Origin of the sequence: Micromonospora sp. NPDC051925, from assembly GCF_044548625.1 — a bacterium.
Taxonomy (GTDB): domain Bacteria; phylum Actinomycetota; class Actinomycetes; order Mycobacteriales; family Micromonosporaceae; genus Micromonospora.
The window spans coordinates 119395-140114 of sequence record NZ_JBIUCH010000021.1; the positions used below are offsets into that span (position 1 = coordinate 119395).

The window sequence follows — 20720 nt, forward strand, 5'->3', positions numbered from 1 at the left end:
GGTTGCCGGGCTGGCGCGGGGGCCGGCGTCACGAGGACGCCGCGATGCGGCGGGTCTTCATGCCGTCGGGACGTACTGCGGTCCATCGGCGGCCCGGTGACGAACCGGGCAGGGTGTCGAGCATGCTCATGGGAGCTCCAGGTGATCGAGTGGAGCGATGGCAGGCGGTTCCACGACGTGCAGGATGACGGGTGCCCGTCGCATTTCCTATACGATCGAGTGGGGGGCGTCAGCATGTCGCAGCGTGGTGACTGATGTCAACAGGTTCCCGGGTACGCAAGAAAGGACCTCACGTCACGATGGACGACGAAGCGATGACCGCGCGGGGCCGGAGGGTCGTGACGGGCGGGACGCCGTCGGGAAGATCTGGCGGCCGGCTTGCCGACGAGGTGTACGACACGCTGCTCGGACAGCTGATGTCGCTACGGATCGAGCCCGGCTCCCGCGTCACGATCGACGTCCTGGCGCGAGAGCTGGGGGTCTCGCAGACGCCGATCCGAGACGCGCTGAACCGCATGGAGGCCGAGGGCCTGGTCGTGCGGGTGCCCCATGCCGGCTACCGCATTCCCCCCCAGATCACCCGTCACCGATTCGAGGACATGCTCGAGGTCCGCCTGCTCCTCGAGCCGGCAGCGGCGCGCAGATCCGCCGAACGCGCATCCCTGGAGCAGGTGGCCGGTCTGCGACGGATGCTGGAGGAGATGGCGGAGCTGGAGGGGGGCAGCGGGCCCATGGCCTATGGCACCTTCGGGCTGCGCGACGCCGCTTTTCACGATCTCGTCGCCCTGAGCGCGGAGAACCAGGTCATCCGTGAAGCGCTCGCTCGCCTGCACAGCCACGTGCACCTCTTCCGGCTGCACCACGACACCCAGGTCACTCACCTGGCCATGGCCGAGCACGAGGAGGTCGTTGCCGCGATCGCCGCGCGTGACCCCGACGCCGCCGCCTACGCGATGCGTCGGCACATCCTGCGGTCCGGCGAGCGCTTCCGGCGATTGTTCGACGAGATCGAGGACGCGGACGCAATGCCGGTGGAGGCTTGACGGGCGGCCGGGGCGAAGGAATGCTAGCCCAATCGGATCGGATTGGATCGCGTCCACCTCACCGCCACCAGATACGAGGAGAAGCAGGTGCCCAGAGCGCTGCTCCTGACCGGCGACGCCGCCGAGGAACTCGACACCATGTATCCCTACTACCGCGTGCAGGAGGGCGGCTGGGACGTCGACGTCTCGTCACGGACGCTACGTGACGTACAACTGGTCATCCACGAGTTCGACCCCAACTCCGACGCCTACGTGGAGAAGAACGGCCGGAAGCTGCCGGTCGACGTGCCCTGGGCAGAGGTCGACGTCGAGCGCTACGACGCCCTCATCATCCCCGGGGGACGTGCCCCCGAGTGGATCCGGGTCGACGCCGACGTCAGGCGCATCACCGAGCACTTCTTCGCGCGCAACCTCCCCGTCGCGCTGGTGTGCCACGGCGCGCAGGTGCCGGCGGTGTACGGGCTGCTGAAGGGTCGAAGGACGGCGTGCTTCCCGCCCATCACCGGTGACATGGAGAACGCGGGCGCGACGGTCGTCGACGCTCCCGACGTCGTGGACGGCAACCTCGTCTCCTGCCGGGGGTGGCCCGACATGCCGCAGTTCGGCCGGGCGATGATGGAGCTCTTCTCGAAGTCCGTCAAACCCGCATCGGCATGAGCACACCTGGCCTGCCCCGGTGACGGCACTTCGGACCGTCACCGTCGACGGCTCCCCCGTCCACGTCCTGGAGAGTGGCAACGGGCCCGCGGTGCTGATGCTGCACGGCTCCGGACCCGGCACGACCGGGTCCGGAGCCTGGGCGACGACGGCGCAGGCGCTGGGCACGTCCTGGCACCTGGTGGCTCCCGACCAGGCGGGGTTCGGCCGTACACCTGTCCCGACGGGCTCCTCCGGTGGGCTCCGGCTGTGGACGGCGCAGGCCGCGGGCCTGATGGATGCTCTCGGTATCGAGCACTACGCCGTGGTGGGTCACTCGATGGGCGGTGCCGTGGCGCTGGCGTTGGCGGCCGCGCGCCCCCAGCAGGTCACCCGTGTCGTGGCGGTCTCGACGATGGGCGCCCCCGGGGCGCCGCTGTCCGCCGAGCTCGACGCGATCTGGGCTGCCCCCGCCGGTCCGCTCGGGGCACGAGACATGCTGAGTCGCCTCGTCCTCGACCAGGCGCTCGTGACCGATGCCGCCGTCGATGCCCGCGCGGCGGCGATGCGAGCGGGGGCGGCCGCTTTCGCGTCGTTGTTCCCTCCACCCAGGGCACGATGGGTCGACGAGCTCACCCTCTCGCCGCAGACGCTGGCAACGGTCCGCGCGCCCGTGCTGCTCGTTCACGGCGCCGAGGACCGGGTCACCCCGCTCGGGACGGCAGCCCAGCCCCTACTCGAACACCTGGCCGATGTCCGTCTGCACGTGTTCGGCCGATGCGGGCACGTGCCGGCGATCGAGCACCCGCACGAGTTCAGGCAACTGCTGTCGGGCTTCCTCCGCCAGGACCGCTGTCACTAGTTGCTGCGACACGCCCGTCGACCGCCGATGAGGCGGCGGTCTGGGACCGCTTCCACCCAACGTTCGACTTCCGACCCGGCATGCGTCGCTTCCCGACGGTCACCGAACCGACTCCGTAGGTCACCTGGAGTCTGAGTGGCCTCATGGACGATCCCGGCCACGTCCGGGGGGATCGGGGAACCGAGGTCGTGCACGCTGGGCTTCGATCCTGTGTGCCTGCCGGGCTCGTCCTGCGCCGCAGCGGGCAGCAGAGCCTGTTCCGCCGGACGCCGGCCCGTGTCGGCGGGGCCCGTCACCGGTCCATCATCCGCATCTGCTCCTCGGTGTGGTGCTCGCCGGCCGCTGGCGGGAGGCGGTCGAGCTTGACGATATGCGCGAGGGCCAGTTCGACGCCGTCGGCGGCGATGTTCTCCTCGAGCCGGGTGACCCGCCTGGTACCGGGAATCGGGACGATGTCGTCGCCCCTGCTGAGCAGCCAGGCCAGCGCCACCTGAGCGGGGGTGGCGCCGGCCCCGGCGGCGACAGCCTCGACCTCGTCGGCGATGCGCAGGTTGTGCCGGAAGTTCCCGCCGGTGAACCGGGGGTTGGTCGCGCGCAGGTCGGTGGCGTCGAAGTGCGCGGTCGAGCGGACCTGGCCGGTGAGGAATCCGTGACCAAGCGGTGCGTAGGCCACGAATCCGATGTGCAGTTCCCGTAGCAACGGCAACACGGCCGTCTCCGGGTCCCGGGTCCACAGCGAGTACTCGGACTGCACCGCGGTGACCGGATGCACGGCGTGGGCGCGACGGATCGTGGCGACGCCGGCCTCGGACAGTCCGATGTGGCGGATCTTGCCCGCCCTGACGAGGTCGGAGAGAGCGCCGACGGTGTCCTCGATGGGCGTGTCCGGGTCGACCCGGTGCTGGTAGTACAGGTCGATGTAGTCGGTGCCGAGGCGCCGCAGCGAGCCCTCGACGGCGGTACGGATGTTGGCCGGGCTGCTGTCGAGCCCCGGCCCGCCGTCCGGGTGGGAGATCAGGCCGAACTTCGTCGCCAGCACCACCTCGTCACGGCGGCCCCTGATGGCCCGGCCGACGAGCCGCTCGTTGGTGAACGGTCCGTAGACCTCCGCCGTGTCGAGGAACGTCACACCCAGTTCGAGCGCCCGGTGCACGGTGCGAAGGGATTCGGCGTCGTCCGTGCCCGCTCCGGTGTAGCCGAAGGACATCCCCATGGTGCCGAGACCGATCCGGGAGACGTCCAACGTGCCCAGTTTGATGTGCTTCACGAGTACTCCTCCTGGCCGGGATGTGCGTACTGTCGGTGGGCTTCACCGCCGCGTGCGGCGCGGTCGCCGCCGACCTCCGCCCCGTCGACGTGCGGGGAGGGTGGTCGGACGGTGACCGCGCCCGTGCGCCATGCCGTCCGGTGTCCGGGCTCAGACCTCGTACTCGACGCCGACCCCGCCGAAGTGGAGGCGACCCTGGACGGTCACCCGGCCGCCGTCGCTGTCGTAGCCGGTGAGCAGCCCGGCCTCCATCAGCCGGAGGACGAGCTGGGTGCTGAGTTCCTGCCGACCCACCGCACCGAGCCGCTTGACGAGCGTCTTGTACCCGAACTCCTCTTCGGCGAGGTCCTGGAAGACCTGCCGCGTCACCTCGTCCATCGAGTACTGGTTCATGTCCAGGTCGTCCTCGTTGGAGAGGATCGCCCCTGGTCCGAGGCGGAAGCTCATCGGCTCGACCCGGTAGTGGGGCTTCAGGATGACCTTGCTGCCGGTCCACCGCAGTCGGGTGATGCTGTTGAGCCGGGCGGTCAAGTCGCTGATCCAGCGCACTCGCGCGGCGTTCAGTTCGGCCTCGGTGAACTCGTCACTCAACTGTTGCCGCTGGTGCCTGCCGATGGAGATCATCGTGGACGCCCGGTCCCGGAAGCCGGTCAGCGTCACCCCGGACTCCTGGCCGTCGTGCGCCAGCTTCTCGAACCACTTCTTCCGGCTCAGCCGTTCGTCGTCGGACTCGGTGATCCGCCGCTTCCGCCAGAACTCGGAGTCCGGTTCGGTGAAGGAGGCGAACGTGTAGAACGACGCCAGGAACTCGTGGTACTGCTCGTACGCCTCACGGTAGGTGCGGTTGTACCACGCGTGTACTGCGTCGGTCTCGTCCTGGTGGTGCGTGATCCGGTCGATCGCCGACGCGGCGCAGACCGCCGACTGCGAGGCGAGGTGCACCCCCTGGGAGAACAGCGGATCGGTGAAGCAGGCGGCGTCACCGCACAGGAAGAACCTGTCGGCGGAGAACACCTCGGTGTCGTAGGACCAGTCGTGCACGATCCGGACCTCGTCCACCATCTCTGCGCCGGCGAGCAGGTCCACTGCCTTGGCGCACTTGGCCAGCGTGGACCGGTAGAACGTGTCGGCTCCCGCTTGCCGCACCTCGGCGGACTTACTGCGGTCCACGACCAGCCCGACGCTGTACAGGTCACCCTTCATCGGGATCATCCAGACCCAGCCGTCCTCGAACGTGATCGAGTACGTCGTGCCCTTCAGGTCCCCCTCGAACGGGTCCTTGCGCTTGAAGTACGACCAGACAGCGAAGTTCTTGTAGAACTCGTCGTACCGGCGCACCCCGAGCTGCCGGACGATCGGCCCGCCCGACCCGCCCGCATCGATGACGAAGTCGCTCTCGACCTGCGACGTCTGCTCGCCGGGCCGGATCGTCAGGAGTACCCGGTCCGGCCGTGACAGGTCCACGCCGGTCACGGGGGTCTCCTCGTGCACCACGATACCGCGGTTCCTGGCCTCGTCCAGCAGGAGTTTGTCGAACACCTCACGCTTGACCTGAATGGCGTGGTCGAACACCCACGGGGCGACCTTGGGCGCCGCGAAGGAGAAGGTCCACGGTGCCTGGTCCTGGCCCCACAGGAAGGTTGCCGAGGGCTTCTTCACGAAGTCCTCGGCGTCGATCTTCTCCTGTAGGCCCAGCCGGTTCAGGATGGACATCGTGCCTGGTAGAAGCGACTCCCCGATGCGATACCGGGGGAACCGATTGCGCTCGTAGATCGTTACGTCGTGGCCGAGCTTGTGCAGGGTGAGGCCCGCCACGCAGCCGGCCGGACCACCCCCGATGATTGCCACCGTCGATCGTGCCATCACGCGCTCCCTGGTCTCGGTGTATAGGGCTGATGAAAGACATGTCGGGGCTGAGTACGGGACCGGTCGGGCCCGTTCACGCCTCGTCGGTTCCGCGTCGGGTCCGTACCTTCTTCAGCCGGTCCGACATCTCGATGGAGTCGACCACCGTGATCCTCGATGGGATCTTGAACGGCTCGACCCTGCCGGAGAGGAACTCCAGCACGTGCTTCCGGATGGCCGTCCGGGTCATTTCGCCCCTCGGTCTGATGTCCACGCACACGGACTGACCGGTGATGGCGTTCGGCTTGCCGTACACCACGCAGTCCTCGACGAGCGGGCTGGTCAGCAGGACCGATTCCAGTTCGAGGGGGAGTAGCTTCTCGCCACCGACGTTGATGACCTCCGTGGCCCTACCCTTGATCTTGATGTAGCCCTCGGCGGTCTCCTCGACCAGGTCCCCGGTCCTGAACCAGCGGTCCTCGGTCAGCGCGTCGTCGGAGTAGTTCAGATAGCCGAGGAACTGGGTTCGGCTCCGGAGCTGGAGTTCGCCGTCCACGATCCGGTACTCCACGCTGTCGTCGGAGATCCTGAAGTAGGTGCTGCTGGACGACTCGCTGGTGGTCGTGGCGATGCCGGTCTCGCTCGTGCCGAACGTCTGGAGCAGCCGCACCCCGGGAAAGTTCTGGTTGACCCGCCTGAGCAGTTCCTCGGACATCGGCTCGGTGCCGTAGGTGATGAGGCGCAGGCTGCTGAGGTCGTACTTGCGGTGATAGCCGCCCACCATGATCAGGTTGAGGAACGTCGGGCTCGTGGGCAGCACCAGGATGCGGTGTCGCTCCACCAGTCCGCAGATCTCGTCGGGGACGCGTTGCCGGGGCAGGACCGCCGTGCCGCCGACCAGCAGGGCGCTGAGCAGCGAGTTGATGCCACCGATGTGGTCGAACATCAGCACCATGAGGATGTTCAGGGCGTTGGCCCGACGCCGGGGCCGCTTGGTGAGCTTCTCCCCGACCAGAGCGTCCAGATTGTGCAGGATGACCTTGGGGGTGCCGGTGCTGCCGCTGCTGAGCAGGACGAGCCCGGCGGCGTTCTCGCGGTTCAGCTGGCCGATCATGCGTGCGGCACCGGCTTGCGCTCGTGGTAGGACCTTGATGTCGAGTCCAGTGTCCGTCCTGACCAGGTATCCGGGCCGACAGTGCGCGACGACGGTGTCGAGGGTCGGCTCGTTCAGCGTCACGACTGGCACGACGACGTTCCGGTTGAGGAACGACGCGAGCAGGACCGCGATGGCGTCCACGGAGTAGTCACCGTGCACGATGACGACGTCACGCGGTGCCACGCCGTTCGCGGCCAAGCGCTCCCGTGCGTGATGGATCCGGTCCAGCAGGTCGTCATAGGTGAACCCTGTTCCCTGATCGAACACTGCTGTCCGGGTGCCGAATTCCGCGAACCTCCGCAGCAGTTCGTCCCGCATTCAGTTCACCCCTCCAAGGAAGATCGTCTCGCCCGTGACGAAGGCCGACTGCTGACCGATCAGGAACTCGACCGGACCGACGATGTCGGACACCGTGCAGATGCGGCGTATCGCCTGGCGGGCCACAAGATCCTCGATCTTTTGCTGCGGCACGGTTCTGGTCAGGATCGTGGGAACCGGCGGCAGGCCGATTCCGTTGACCCGGATGCCGAAATCGGCAAGCTCCTTGCTCATCACCCGGACGAGTTGTTCGACCGCGCTCTTGCTGGCCGAGTAGGCGAGCTGACCGTCCAGCGCCCACGGGACCGCGACCGTGGAGACGTTCAGGATCGCGGAGGTCGCACCGTTCGTCTTCCGCAGTAGTTTGACCGCCTCCCGGCAGCAGTTCAGAACAGCAAAGAAGTTGATATCGAACAGTTTTCGGGAAACCGCGTCCGGCGTCATCATGAAATGGTTCATCGTGGCGGTCCCGGCATTGTTGATCAATGCGTCAAGGTGGCTGTACTCCGCCCGGACACTCCGGAACATCTTTTTGGTCTGACTGGCGTCCACCAGGTCCAGCTGGTGGTGCCGGTAGTTGGGGTGGTCGATCGTCGCCGGCTTCCTGCTGCACCCGACGATCTGGTGCCCGGATTCCAGGAAGTGCTCGGCGAGCCCTCTGCCGATTCCGGTCCGGGTGCCGGTGATCATGATGATCATGTGGTCGGTCATCCGGCCGCTAGCTCTGCACGCTGGCCAGTTGCAGCTCTTCCTCGATGAAGCCAACCAGTCGGCGCACGCTGCTGAACGGGCTCACTCGTCGTGAGACGGCCTTCTCGGAAGCCAGCGAAACTTCTACACCGAATTCGTCCTCCAGATTCTCCTCGACCAGGGAAAGGAAGGACACGAGATGCATCGACTCGAACACCCCGGCATCTCCGTAAAGGCACAGGTCGAGCAGGTCGCTGGTGGGGATCTTCTCCTCCCGGGTTGTGTTGATCTCGTCGACCGCCGCAGCGATGATTGGCAGGATTCGATCCGTCACGATGGGCCTCCTTTTCGCGGACATCCGGACACCGCAGCGCCCGGAGTTTTTTAACCCACCCGGCCGAAGTGTGCAAGCATGAGTCCTCCGTCATTTGAACAGCGGTTAACCTCGATGGATGTTCAACTGTTCCCTCCACTCAGTCGAACGCTCCGCCGAGTTTTGCACACCCTTGCGGACGTTGGCGGAAGTCCACAGACTGCTGAGGGCCGACGGCTGCGAATTGACAGAAGGAAGTGGTGGGTCATGCGTGACCACACGGCGGCGGACGCGAACACGGACGCGCAAATCCAGCTCCCCGGAATTCCCCCGTACGACCCGAGGGATCCGACGGAGAACGCGATCATCTCCCGGCTCGTCGGTAACTGGCACCGACGGGCCGCCGTGAAGCGCGAGGAACCCGATGTCTACGCCCTGTTCGACCCGGACCGCCCGGATTTCCGCGACGACATGATCCCGTTCCGGTCCCATCCGATCTGGCGGACGCTGTCCGAGGAGGCGCGTTCACGTCTGTGTAGCTGGGGATGGGTGGCCTACAACCGCAACACCGTGCTGATCGAGCAGCGGATAGCCAACCCCGCGTTCGAGCTGGTCATCGCCGGCGAGTATCCCGGGATCGGTGGCCAGCAACTGGAACTCGCGGTGGCCCAGGCCATGGTGGACGAGCAGTACCACACGTTGATGCACATCAACGGAAGTGCGGTGACCAGGCGGATGCGGCGACAGGAGTTCTCCGACCGCGTGCTGCCGGACTCACACATCACCACGATCCATCAGCAGCACCTGGACCGCTGCGCCGAACGGTGGGAGCGCAGCCTGACCACGCTCGCCTTCGCGACGGTGGCCGAGATCTCCATCAACGCCTACCTCGAACTGTTGGCCGACGACCAGGACATCCAGGTGGTCAACTCCACGACGGTGAAGCTGCACAACCGGGACGAGTACTGTCACGCGTCGATCTCGGGCGAAATGCTCAAACAGGTATACGAGGCTCTGCCGGCGGACCGCCGCCGGTTCCTGCTCACGGAGATCGTCGCGGGGTTGGAGGCGTTCGTCGCGCCCGACTTCACCACCTGGGAGACGATCGTGGCGTTCGAGGGCGTCGCGGGCTGGGAGAAGGCCGCCGCCGAGGTGCGGGAGGCGCAGACCGGAACGCACTTGGTGCAGGACCACTCGGGGGTGCGCAACCTGTTGTCGGACATGGACGTCCTCGACCAGGCAGACTTCGACTGGGGCGAGGCGGACCGGTGACGGTGCACACCTCGGCGAGGGCACCACGCATCGCGCTGCGCCCGGCCGCGGTCGGCGTCCGAGACCTCTACAGCTTCCTCGGCGACCTGGACCTGGACTGTGACGTCAACCCCTGCACCGGCCTGATCGGCGCGATCGACCCACGCCGCGTCGACGATCCGGGGGCTCTGGTGGACTTCGTCCGGCGCCTCGGGTTGACCGCGGCGCTCGCCAACGTGCTCGACCTGGCCGAACGGGACGTGGCCGTGCGTGTCGTCCGGCAGGAGGAGACCCTCCACGGCGACCTCGACGACCTGGCGAACCTGATCTCCGAGTACCACAACACGCACCCGCTGCGGCTCGACGAGGCGGCCCTCGTCTCGTGCTGGCCGCACTCCAGTGGCGAGCACGTGGTGTTCGTCAAGTTCAGCCACCTGATCGTCGACCTGTCTGACGTCGTCGACCTGCTCACCCGTCTCCGGGCCTACCTACGTGGCGACGAGGCGGTCAGGGTCGGTGCCCGCTACCGTCACCACCGGGCCACCGTCGAGCGGTACGCCCGGCTGCCCACGGCCGACTTCGCACAGGTCCAGCGGGAACTCGGCGAGGTACCGGCCCCGGGCCGCAAGGGTGTCCCGACCATCTCGGCCTCCACCGAGCAGTGGCTCCCGCTGCGCCGGGGCTTCACCTTCGACGTGTTCCTCAGCGCCGTCACCGGCGCGCTGCTGACCACGATCGGTGGCGGTCTGGTGCTCCAGTACCCCTACTCCCGCTGGGACTTCGCCGGCAAGGGCGGCTACTACGTCGAGATCAAGCCGTTGGTCGTCCAGGCCGGGGCGGCGTCGCGCTACACGCCCGGGTACTTCGAGCGGACCCGGCGGTACTACGAGTCACTGGGCCGGTTCACGATGTCCGAGCTCACCTCGTTCGCGACGGCGTTCACCAGCGGGCGGATGCCGCGCATCGTCGTATCGGACACGACCTTCATGCGTCCCGAACCGGGCCGATGGCGCTGGATCCCGGTACGTAGCGCGCGGGCCTTCGAAGACCTCAAGTTCCTCGCTGACCGGTCGTGGCCGGGCCCGCCGCTGCTGCGGCTCCAGTACAAGCGCAGGTTCCTGTCCCCTCAGACCGCGACGGCCATCCTCGGTGAACTAGAGCAGCGAATAGGAGCGAGCAGTGGAACTGTCGGACCTGCTGACTGACATCTTCCGGCATCATGCCGAGCGGACGGCGCTGCGTACCGCAGGCCGGGCGTGGACGTACGCGGAACTCGACCGGCTCACCAACGCGCTGGCCGACCGCATCGACCGCGAGTGCCCGCCCGGCCGGCGGGTGCTGGTGGTCGGGGAGCACTCGGCGGAGGCAGTCGTCTGGGCGCTGGCCGCCATGCGCAGCGGCGCGGTCCACACGCCGATGAGTCCCGGCCTGCCCGTCGACCGCTTCGAGGAGTCGGTCCGGGTGGCCCAGGCGGGTCTGGTCGTCTGCTTCGACCGGGAGAGCCTCGTCCGCGCCGACAAGGCGGGCGTTCCCGCCCTCTACGCCGGTGACGTGGGCTGGCCCACCGAGGCGTCCGCACGCAGGCCGAGCGGACCCAGGGTCGCCTACTCGATCTTTACCTCGGGCTCGACGGGCAGCCCGAAGCTCGTCGATGTCGGCCACGGTGGCCTGCTCAACCTGTGCCGTTCGCTGCGTCGCCTGCTCGACATCGCCCCGGGTGAGCAGGTCCTCCAGTTCGCCTCGTTGTCGTTCGACGCCTCCATCAGCGAGATCCTGGGGACGCTGTACGCGGGCGCGACCCTCGTCGTCCCCGTGCGGGACCAGGCGTCGTGGCTGGGATCGGTGTCGCGGCATCTCGCCGAGCACGGCTGCGACCTCGCCATGCTGTCTCCCTCGGTGTACGCCCGCCTCGACGACACGGCCCGTCGACGCATCAGGAAGATCGAGTTCTGCGGTGAGGCGCTGGGCGAGGCCGAGTTCCAGCGGGCCATCCCGCACAGCCGGGTGTTCAACGCCTACGGGCCGACCGAGGCCACGGTGTGCTTCTCGCTGGCCGAGTTGACCTCGTTCGCACCGGTCATCGGGACCCCGATCGACGGGTTCCGGGCGCTCGTGCACGACCCGGAGACCGGCGGCCATGCCACATCCGGTACCGGTGAACTGGTCATCGTCGGCGACGGGGTGGCACTCGGGTACGTGGGCGGGCGTGCCGAGGAACACCGGGCCTTCCGGACGTTCGACGGCGAACGGGCCTACTACACCGGTGACCGGGTCACCCTGTCCGACGGCACACTGTCGTACCTGGGCAGGATCGACGAGCAGGTCAAGCGGCTCGGGCACCGGGTCAACCTCGCCCACGTCGAGTCCAGCCTGTCCGTGCGGCTGGACCGAGAGGTGGCGCTCGTGCGGCTCGGCGACGAGATCGTGCTGGTGACGACGGCCGACGGCGCCACGGAGGAGGCCCTCATGGGCCAGGTCAGGAGCTGGCTGCCGGTCTGGGAGGCACCCGACCGGATCGTGTTCGTCGACACCCTCCCGCTGGCCACCAGCGGCAAGCTCGACAAGAACGCGCTGCGGGAGAGCCTCTCGGCGCGCATCGGTGCCACCTCGGCCACCGACGCGGAACTGCGGCAGGTGCGGGACGTCGTGACGGCCGTCCTCGGCCGCGAGATCGATCCGGACACGTCGATCTTCGACGCGGGCGGCAGTTCCCTGGCGATGATCCAGATCCAGGTCAAACTCTCCCAGATCTACGGCGAGCAGGCTGTCGAGGCCGCGTTCGCCGCCATGGACTACGACTTCGTGGTCGTCGACTTCCTCCAGCATCTGCACGGCGAGGAGGTCGACCACCGGGAGTCCCCGGTCGAAGCAGTGTTCCGGCAGGTCGAAGCGGACCTGGCCACACTGCGCGCCGAGCTGCCGCTGCTGGCACGGCGGCGCGCGACGCGAGCACCGGACCCGGCCGGCGAGACGGTCCTGCTCACCGGCGTCTCGGGCTTCATCGGCGGGCACGTCCTGGACCGGGTGCTGCCCACCCGGCGGCCCGTGCTGGTGGTGAGCACCACCGGCTCCGCCCGGGTGCTGGCCGAACACCGCGCGCGGTTCGGGCGGGACATGGCCGACTACGACCCGGTACGGGTGATCGGGTACGACGAACTGGAACGGTGGGTGGACCAGCGGCAAGGTCCGACCCTCAGCAGGGTGGTGCACTGCGGCTACCAGGTCAACCACCTGCTGCCGCTGGACAGTCAGATGGCGGGCAGCGTACGCAGCACGGTGCTGGTGGTCCGCGCCGCCGCCGCGTTCGGCGCGCGTTCCTTCGCCTTCCTGTCCGCGGCCTCGGCGGGCGAGCACTTCGTGCCCCTGTCGGCCGCGGCACTCGCTGCGGTGGCCGATCCCTACTCGCGGTCGAAACTGGTCTGCGAGGGGTACGTGAGCGCGCTCACCGACGTGGGGTGCACGGTCGCCCACTACCGGGCGGGCCTGGTGTACGGCCATCAGGACGGGGACCGGGGCTACCTGAAGGACGACTGGTTCACCGGGCTTATCGAGCTGGCCCGCCGGCTGCGCGCCATGCCGCGACTGGACGGCTACGTTCCCGTGTGCGACGTGCGGGAACTGAGCCGGACCCTGCTCACGGGAGTCGACGGCGGCGGCTCCGGCTCGGCGGTCGTCGTCCACCGCACCTACGAACTCGCCGAGCTGCTGCACCACGCGGGGCTGTCGCCCACCGAGGTGCTCCCACCCGCCGAGTGGTTCGACCTGGCCCGCAGCAGCGGCCAGGCCCACCTGCCGCTGTTGGCGGCCATGCAGTCGGCGCTGGGCGGCCGGGGCTGGCGAACGCCCCACCGCGAGGTCGACCACGACATCCTCGGCCAGCTGCTCGGCACGCCGCGGGAGGCGCCCCGGGCCGTTGCCCGGTCCTAGCCGCACCAGCGAGAACGGACGGTCCACCAGATGGGTTACTCGTTGCGCCAGGACATCGCCGTCGAGCCGGTGATCGCCGGCTGGTACGGCTGGTCGTACCTCCTTCCACCACAGACCCTGGCCCGGTTCGTCCGCAACCGGTTCATCCCGATCGTCGACAGCTATCTCAGCGACCCGCAGGTGCACGCCACGGCCGTCAGGCAGCGGAAGATGCACGGTGGCCCATGGGTGCACGCCCATGAGCACTACGACCGGATCGCCTCCTGGTACCGGGCCACCGCCCCGCAACGGGAACGGCTCGGGGAGCTTTTCGAGGCCATCAGGCGGGTGGAGGAGGAGATCCTTCCGCGCTACCACGGCGAGTGCCTGGACCCGGTCTACCAGGAGCTGCCCCCGGCACTCGCCGGTCGCCTGGAGGTTTTCTACGGCAGGGACAACCGCACCGCCGACTACCGGTTCATCGAACCGTTGATGTTCACGTCGGAGTACTACGACGAGACATGGCAGCAGGTGCGGTTCGGTCCGGTCACCCGGGACGCGCGCGAGTTCGCGCTGACCACGCCGATGCTGGAGTACGCACCGGACCAGCTCCTCGTCGACGTGCCGCTGAAGTCGCCACTGCTCGACCGGGTCTTCCGGGGGGAGCTGACCCGGACCGAACTGGCCGACGTCACGGCCCGGCTCGGGTTGACCGGAGCACGCGCGGACCTGTTCACCTCGTACTTCGAGCCCACCCCACGGCGCGCCGACGCCGTGACCGGCGACGTGCTGGAGTACGTGGGCCACGCCTGCGTGTTCGCTCGGCACGAGGGCACCACGTTCCTGGTGGACCCGGTGCTGAGCAACGGCGGCTACCCCGGTGCGGTGGAGCCCCGGTTCACCTTCGCCGACCTGCCCGACCGTATCGACTACCTGCTGATCACCCACAACCACCAGGACCACATGCTGTTCGAGACGCTGATCCGCATCCGGCACCGGGTCGGCACCGTGCTGATCCCCAAGTCCTCCAACGCGAGCCTGGTGGATCCCGGCCTCGGCGGCATCCTGCGGCGGCTGGGTTTCTCCCACGTCGTCGAGGTCGACGACCTGGACACGGTGCGCTGCGGATCAGCCGAGGTGGTCGCCCTGCCCTTCCTCGGAGAGCACGGTGACCTGCGGATCCGCAGCAAGACCGGCTGGCTGATCCGGTTCGGTGAGCGGTCCGTGCTGTTCGCCGCCGACTCCACCAACATCGCCCCGACCATGTACGCCAAGGTCGCCGAGGTGATCGGAAAGGTGGACACCGTCTTCATCGGCATGGAGAGCATCGGCGCGGCGGCGAGCTGGATCTACGGCCCGTTGTACGGCACGCCGCTCGACCGCCGTACCGACCAGAGCAGGCGGCTCAACGGCTCCAACTTCCCGCAGGCCAAGGACATCGTCGATGCTCTGGACCCGGACGAGGTGTACGTCTACGCGATGGGTCTCGAACCTTGGCTGGGCGTGGTGATGGCCATCGACTACGACGAGAACCATCCGGCTGTCGTGGACAGTGACCTGCTGGTGAAGCACGTACGCGACAAGGGACGGACTGCCGACCGGCTGTACCTCCGGCGGACGCTGCACCGGTGACTGCGTCCCATCGAACCCCGCACCGTGCCCCCGACGACAAGGCGGCCCCGCCATGCGCACCCTCCTGATCGACAACTACGACTCCTTCACCTACAACCTCTTCCAGTACATCGGTGAGGCCACCGGTCAGCCGCCCGTCGTGGTACCCAACGACTCGGACTGGTCGCGGATCCGCGTCGAGGACTTCGACGCCGTCGTCGTGTCACCCGGGCCCGGCAGCCCCGAGCGGGCGCGGGACTTCGGCATCAGTCGGCAGGCGATCCTGGACAGCGGCCTTCCCGTACTCGGTGTCTGTCTCGGCCACCAGGGCATCGCCCAGGTGTTCGGCGGCACCGTCAGCCTGGCCCCCAGCCCGATGCACGGCCGGGTGTCACCGGTACGGCACACCGGCGTTGACGTGTTCAAGGGGCTGCCGTCCCCGTTCGACGCGGTCCGTTACCACTCGCTGGCCGCCAGCGACCTCCCCGACGAACTCGAGGCCATCGCCTGGAGCGACGACGGCGTGGTGATGGGCCTGCGGCACCGCGAGAAGCCCCTGTGGGGCGTCCAGTTCCATCCGGAGTCGGTGGGTAGCGAATTCGGCCGGGAACTGCTGGCGAACTTCCGCGACCTCGCGTTGTCGACCAACCGGGCCCGGCGGGAGCCGGCCCCGTCCTACGAGACGCACGTACGTCGGATCGAGGCGCTGCCGGACGCCCAGGCGGTCCACCGGAGCTGTCTGTCGACGTCCGGTGCGACGTTCTGGTTGGACAGCAGCACCCTCATCGAGGGCGTATCGAGGTTCTCGTTCCTCGGTGACGACAGCGGCCCGCTCGCCGAGTACGTGACCTACCGGGTGGAGGACGGGGTCGTCTCGGTCCGCGATACCGACGGGCAGGTGACGCAGATCCGCCAGCCCTTCTTCGCGTACCTGGAGGACCAGCTGGACCGTCGACGCACCCCCTCGCCCGAGGCGCTGCCGTTCGAGTTCAACCTGGGCTACGTCGGGTACCTCGGATACGAGCTCAAGGCCGAGACGATCGGCGAACCGGCACACCGGTCCGCCCATCCGGACGCCGCACTGCTGTTCGTCGACCGACTCATCGTGCTCGACCACCAGGACCGCTGCTGCTACCTGCTGGCCCTCGAACGGCCCGGGCGGGACACCGGGGCCCGCGCCTGGCTGGCGGACACGGCGGACCGCCTGGCCGACCTGGGCGAGTGGAGCCCGACCGACCTCCCGACCGACCTCTCGACCGTCCTTCGCGGCGGCGCCGAGATGGTGACGGACTTCGGCCCGCAGGCCCAGGCCCGCCACGACAAGGACGCCTATCTCAAACGCATCGACGCGTGCCTGGCGGAGATCCGCAACGGCGAGTCGTACGAGATCTGTCTGACCAACATGGTCACGGTGCCCACCCAGGCGACGCCGTCGGTGCTCTACTCCGCGTTGCGTACGGTCAGTCCGGTGCCCTACGGCGCGCTGCTGGAGTTCCCGGAGCTGTCGGTGCTCAGCGCGTCACCCGAGCGGTTCCTCACCATCGGGACCGACGGCAGCGTCGAGTCCAAGCCCATCAAGGGGACCAGGCCCCGGGGCGACAGCGTGGAGGAGGACGACCGGCTCCGGCAGGACCTGGTCAGCAGGGAGAAGGACCGGGCCGAGAACCTGATGATCGTCGACCTGGTGCGCAACGACCTCAACAGCGTCTGCGCGATCGGCTCGGTGCACGTGCCGCGGCTGTTCGGCGTGGAGACCTACGCGCCCGTGCACCAGCTGGTGTCGACCATCCGCGGCCGGCTACGTCCCAGCACGACCGCCGCCGGCTGTGTCCGGGCGGCCTTCCCGGGCGGCTCCATGACCGGTGCGCCCAAGAAACGCACCATGGAGATCATCGATCGGTTGGAGAACGGCCCGCGTGGGGTGTACTCCGGTGCCCTCGGCTGGTTCTCGCTGAACGGCGCGGCCAACCTCAGCATCGTCATCCGCACCATCGTGCTCTCGGCGGGCCGGGCGGAGTTCGGTGTCGGTGGGGCGATCGTGGCCCTGTCCGACCACGAGGAGGAGTTCACCGAGACCATGGTCAAGGCACGTGCCATGCTCTCCGCCCTGGACACCACCGCCACGACGACCGGTGGGCGGCGATGACGTTCCGGCGGTGCACGAGCAGGTCGCCATCAAAGCCGTCACCCCCGGTGTCCGACCTCATGCGGCCCGGGGCGGTGCTGGCCGACACCCTGTCGGTCAAGACCCGCATGGCCGCCGGTCAACCTCCAGCACGTCGGCCTGAACCCTCCGCAGGTGTACGAGGAGATCCAGCGGGCCAACCCCCACGCCGGGTCGGCGCGTCAGGCCCTCCGGGACGCCCGGGTGCCCTCAGCTGCGTGGTCGACGACGCAGCTGAGGGCACCGACGCCACCTTCGGGAGCCTGCGGCGGCTGGTGGGACTTGGGCTCGGAGAGCACCAGGAAAGCTGCCGTGAGGTTGTCCGGATCATCCACCAGACGGGCGGAGGCGACCCGAACCCATGACCGATCAGTACCACCTGCGCGCTGAACCCGATCTTCTCGACGAGGAACTACTGGACACGCTCCGGCGGCGCATCGACCGCGGCGTCCACATCGCAAAGTACAAGGAACAGCATGACCTGCCGGTGCTGCAACCCCGCCGGGTCCAGCTGGTCAAGGAGAGAGCGGCCCGGTGCGCCGCCGCCAACGGCCTCGACGCCGGCTTCCTGGTGAACCTCCACGACGCCATCATCGGCGAGATGTGCCGGGTCGAGGACGCGGTGATCGATTGGGCCTCCGGTGACCAGCGGTGACCTCCCGCCGTGTGGACGGCGACAGCGGAAGCGACAGCTCACTGTGGGGCGAAGGAGAACACGATGGACACGTCACTGACCCGGCGGCCGGCCCTGCAACAGCCGTACTGGCCCGACGAGATGGCGCTGGCGGAGGCGGAGCGCGAGCTGGCCGCGCTGCCGGCGCTCACCACCGAGGACGAGGTCGTCGACCTGATGCGGGGCATGGCGCTGGTCGCCGACGGCTCGGCACTGGTCGTGCAGGGCGGAGACTGCGCCGAGCGGTTCCACGAGGCCGTGCCGGAACTCGTCCGGCAGAAGGTCGACCACCTGCAGGGCCTCGCGGCGCTCCTGCGTGCCGGCAGCCGACTGCCGGCCGTGGCGATCAGTCGGATCGCCGGTCAGTACGGCAAACCACGGTCCTCCCCGTTCGAGACGGAGGACTCGGGCCGGCAGATGCCCAGCTACTGCGGCGACGCGGTGAACGATCCCGCCTTCGACCCCGTACTGCGCGTCCCCGACCCGCGTCGGCTGATCACCGCCTACCACTGCTCCGGTGCCGTGCTCAACGAACTCCGCCGGTCCTGGTCGGGACGGCCGATCATCGAGCGGGTGTACGCCTCCCACGAACTTCTGCTGCTGCCGTACGAGAGCCCACTGGTCCGCGGCGGTGTGCGGGGCGGGTACAGCGCGTCCACGCACTTCGGTTGGATCGGCGAGCGGACCCGCAATCCGGGCGGCGCCCATCTCGAACTCGCCCAGTCCGTGCACAACCCGATCGGGGTCAAGCTCGGCCCGTCCACATCTCCCCAGGATGCCGTCGAACTGAGCCGCACCCTGAACCCACAGGGCGTACCCGGACGGCTGGCCTTCATCGCCCGCTTCGGCGCCAAGGAGGTCGACCGGCTGCTACCGCCGGTCGTGGAGGCGGTGGCCGGCTACGGCGCGCCGGTGGTCTGGCTGTGTGACCCCATGCACGGCAACGGGCTACGACTGGCCGGCTTCAAGACGAGGCTGATCGAGTCGATGCGGGCCGAGATCACTTCCTTCACCCGGATCCTGCAGGCCAACGGCCGGTGGCCGGCCGGGCTGCACCTGGAGCTGACCCCGGACCCGGTCACCGAGTGTGTCTCCTCCCGCAGCGCCGAGCCGCGGTTCACCGACTACCGATCCACCTGCGATCCCCGGCTCAACCCCGAACAGTCGGTGGAACTAGTCGCCCATTTCCTCACGCTGTTGTAGTAGGCCGGGCCGGTGGCCGGTCCCCGGTGCCGGGGGAGGGCCACCGGCCCAGGTCAGGTGCCGCCGGTCAGGAGTGAGCCTCCTGGAGTTCCACCGGGCTGCGTGTGGTGCTGCCGCCGAACGCCCGGGCCACGGCCCCGAGCACCAGCGCGGTGGCCACCAGGGCGGCGCTGACCAGCAGCGGCGAGCGGTAGTCGAGGCCTGCGCTGAGAGCCACACCGCCGAGAGCCGGACCGGCCGCGGCACCGACGTTCATCGCCGCGGTGGCGAACCCACCGGAGAGCCTCGGTGCGTCCGCAGCCAGGTAGAGAACCTGCGAAATCAGCGTGGAGCCGACAGCGAACGAGAGAACTCCCTGTACGAACACGAACACGAGGGCGGTGACCGGGTTGGCGGCGGCGAGGGCGAACAGGAGCCAACCTGCCAGCAGCGACATGCCGCCGAACGCCACCATCTGGAGGGGATGCTTGTCCGCCAGCCGGCCGCCCACATTGACGCCGACGAACGACCCGATGCCGAACAGCGCCAGGATGCCCGGCAGCCAGGTGGAGCTGAGGCCGGTCACCTCGGTCATCAACGGTGCCAGATACGTGAACGAGCAGAACGTCGCGCCGTTGACGCACGCTCCCAGCAGCAGCGTCACGATCAGTTGCGGGCTGCGGAGCGTCCGCAGCTCGTGCCGGGCGGACGGGGCGTCCGGGGCGACGGGCGTGGGCGGCACGGAACGCAGGATGGCGATGACGGCGGGGGCGGAGATGGCGGCCACGCCCCAGAACGCCGCGCGCCAGCCCCAGACCTCACCGAGCACGGCACCGAGGGGAACGCCCGCCACACAGGCGAGGGTCACGCCGCTCAGCAGCACAGAGGTGGCCCGGCCCTTGGCCTGCGGGCCGGCCATGCTCGCCGCGGTCGCCAGGCCCACCGCCAGGAAGCCTGCCATGGCCAGGGCAGCGACCACCCGGGTGACCAGCAGTACTTCGAAGCTGGAGGTGAGGGCGCCGACGACGTGCGCCAGAAGGAAGGTGATGAGGAAGGTCAGCAACGCCCGACGGCGGGGCCAGCGCATGCTCAGCATCGCGACCAGTGGCGCACCGACAATCATGCCAACGGCGAAGGCCGAGGTCAGTGTGCCCACGGCCGGAATGGACACGCCGAGATCGGCGGCGATGTCCTGCACCAGACCAGAAAGCATGAATTCCGATGTCCCCTGGGCGAATACCGCCAGCCCGAGAACGTAAATGGCAAAAGGCATTGAGAAGCTCCAACTACATCGCACACGAAGAAGACACGACCCCGCGCGAAAGCGGTCGCGTTGAGAGAGCCTGGAGAGAGGCCCAGACGAAATCCCACGGTGCGGTTGATCGACGGCGAATCCACGACGCGCTGCTCAACTCGGGAGCAGGGTCGTCACGCGACTACGCGATCAGCCACCGAATCACCGGTGGCTAGCTTCTTTCCGCCTCAGGACTGGACACGCCCCACAACATAGCAACGCCGGGGCCGACTTGTCTAACGCTTCTGGCGCATACGAGATCTGTCCCGCGCACCCGCTGACAGCTCTCGCGTGCGGCCGTCCCGGACGGCGAGTCCACCCTGGCGGGGCGACGCAGCACGGCCTCGGCCAGCGTCCGGTGGGTCAGTCCCTCTCGGGCCGCGCAGCGAAGATCGCGGCCCGAGAGGCCGCCCAGCACCGGGACCTCCACCTGGTCCCGGGTCCGGAGCGGGCGGGTTCCCACGGCGCGACCGAGTGCCTCCCGGCCCCGGTCACCAGGCGGCGGGGAA

At 68.5% G+C, this 20720-nt stretch carries 16 protein-coding genes; 10 read left to right on the forward strand and 6 right to left on the reverse strand.

Annotated features, from left to right (window positions below; all coding sequences use genetic code 11):
• Window positions 1-299 precede the first annotated feature (299 nt).
• The 3 genes from ACIG87_RS25960 (at window position 300) to ACIG87_RS25970 (ending at window position 2541) form a co-directional block, all read left to right on the forward strand.
• On the forward strand, window positions 300-1043 hold the full coding sequence (locus ACIG87_RS25960) for a GntR family transcriptional regulator (protein WP_396853945.1): 744 nt from the start codon (window positions 300-302) through the stop codon (window positions 1041-1043).
• An 87-nt stretch (window positions 1044-1130) separates the two neighbouring features.
• Window positions 1131-1700: a DJ-1/PfpI family protein gene (locus ACIG87_RS25965; protein WP_396853946.1), complete on the forward strand. Its 570-nt coding sequence runs from the start codon at window positions 1131-1133 to the stop codon at window positions 1698-1700.
• A 19-nt stretch (window positions 1701-1719) separates the two neighbouring features.
• Entirely contained in the window at window positions 1720-2541 is an 822-nt protein-coding gene (locus ACIG87_RS25970; RefSeq protein WP_396853948.1) for an alpha/beta fold hydrolase, read from the forward strand.
• A gap of 292 nt (window positions 2542-2833) precedes the next feature.
• On the opposite strand, the gene ACIG87_RS25975 is transcribed toward ACIG87_RS25970, so the two are convergent.
• The 5 genes from ACIG87_RS25975 to ACIG87_RS25995 all read right to left on the reverse strand — a co-directional run bounded on the left by ACIG87_RS25975 (window position 2834) and on the right by ACIG87_RS25995 (window position 8151).
• Window positions 2834-3808, reverse strand: coding sequence for an aldo/keto reductase (locus ACIG87_RS25975; RefSeq protein ID WP_396853949.1), 975 nt, complete (start codon window positions 3806-3808; stop codon window positions 2834-2836).
• Between the two features lie 150 nt (window positions 3809-3958).
• Window positions 3959-5671, reverse strand: a complete 1713-nt coding sequence (gene cmlS, locus ACIG87_RS25980) for a chloramphenicol-biosynthetic FADH2-dependent halogenase CmlS (protein WP_396853951.1) — start codon at window positions 5669-5671, stop codon at window positions 3959-3961.
• A 76-nt stretch (window positions 5672-5747) separates the two neighbouring features.
• Entirely contained in the window at window positions 5748-7127 is a 1380-nt protein-coding gene (locus tag ACIG87_RS25985) for a class I adenylate-forming enzyme family protein (protein ID WP_396853953.1), read from the reverse strand.
• Complete coding sequence (locus ACIG87_RS25990) at window positions 7128-7826, reverse strand: SDR family NAD(P)-dependent oxidoreductase (protein ID WP_396853954.1); 699 nt, start codon at window positions 7824-7826, stop codon at window positions 7128-7130.
• 19 nt (window positions 7827-7845) lie between these two features.
• Window positions 7846-8151, reverse strand: a complete 306-nt coding sequence (locus ACIG87_RS25995) for a hypothetical protein (RefSeq protein ID WP_396853955.1) — start codon at window positions 8149-8151, stop codon at window positions 7846-7848.
• Between the two features lie 246 nt (window positions 8152-8397).
• On the opposite strand from ACIG87_RS25995, the gene ACIG87_RS26000 reads away from it, so the two are divergent.
• From ACIG87_RS26000 to ACIG87_RS26030, 7 genes are all read left to right on the forward strand, one after another.
• Complete coding sequence (locus ACIG87_RS26000) at window positions 8398-9402, forward strand: diiron oxygenase (protein WP_396853956.1); 1005 nt, start codon at window positions 8398-8400, stop codon at window positions 9400-9402.
• Window positions 9399-10586 carry a hypothetical protein gene (locus ACIG87_RS26005; RefSeq protein ID WP_396853958.1) on the forward strand — a complete coding sequence of 396 codons (1188 nt, stop codon included), beginning with the start codon at window positions 9399-9401 and terminating at the stop codon, window positions 10584-10586. Before ACIG87_RS26000 ends, ACIG87_RS26005 begins: the two co-directional genes overlap by 4 nt.
• The gene (locus ACIG87_RS26010) at window positions 10561-13308 is read left to right on the forward strand and encodes an AMP-binding protein (RefSeq protein ID WP_396853959.1); all 2748 of its coding nucleotides are present in this window, start codon (window positions 10561-10563) and stop codon (window positions 13306-13308) included. The genes ACIG87_RS26005 and ACIG87_RS26010 overlap by 26 nt, the downstream gene beginning before the upstream one ends.
• A 30-nt stretch (window positions 13309-13338) precedes the next feature.
• Window positions 13339-14919, forward strand: a complete 1581-nt coding sequence (locus ACIG87_RS26015) for an MBL fold metallo-hydrolase (protein ID WP_396853961.1) — start codon at window positions 13339-13341, stop codon at window positions 14917-14919.
• A gap of 52 nt (window positions 14920-14971) precedes the next feature.
• Window positions 14972-17044: an aminodeoxychorismate synthase component I gene (pabB, locus tag ACIG87_RS26020; protein WP_396853963.1), complete on the forward strand. Its 2073-nt coding sequence runs from the start codon at window positions 14972-14974 to the stop codon at window positions 17042-17044.
• A 379-nt stretch (window positions 17045-17423) separates the two neighbouring features.
• Window positions 17424-17717 carry a chorismate mutase gene (locus ACIG87_RS26025; RefSeq protein WP_396853965.1) on the forward strand — a complete coding sequence of 98 codons (294 nt, stop codon included), beginning with the start codon at window positions 17424-17426 and terminating at the stop codon, window positions 17715-17717.
• Window positions 17718-17780: 63 nt separating this feature from the next.
• A complete protein-coding gene (locus ACIG87_RS26030; protein WP_396853967.1) occupies window positions 17781-18938 on the forward strand; it encodes a 3-deoxy-7-phosphoheptulonate synthase in 1158 nt (385 codons plus the stop codon).
• Window positions 18939-19005: 67 nt separating this feature from the next.
• Here ACIG87_RS26030 and ACIG87_RS26035 read toward each other — a convergent pair whose 3' ends face one another.
• Window positions 19006-20190, reverse strand: coding sequence for a Cmx/CmrA family chloramphenicol efflux MFS transporter (locus ACIG87_RS26035; protein WP_396853968.1), 1185 nt, complete (start codon window positions 20188-20190; stop codon window positions 19006-19008).
• Window positions 20191-20720 lie beyond the last annotated feature (530 nt).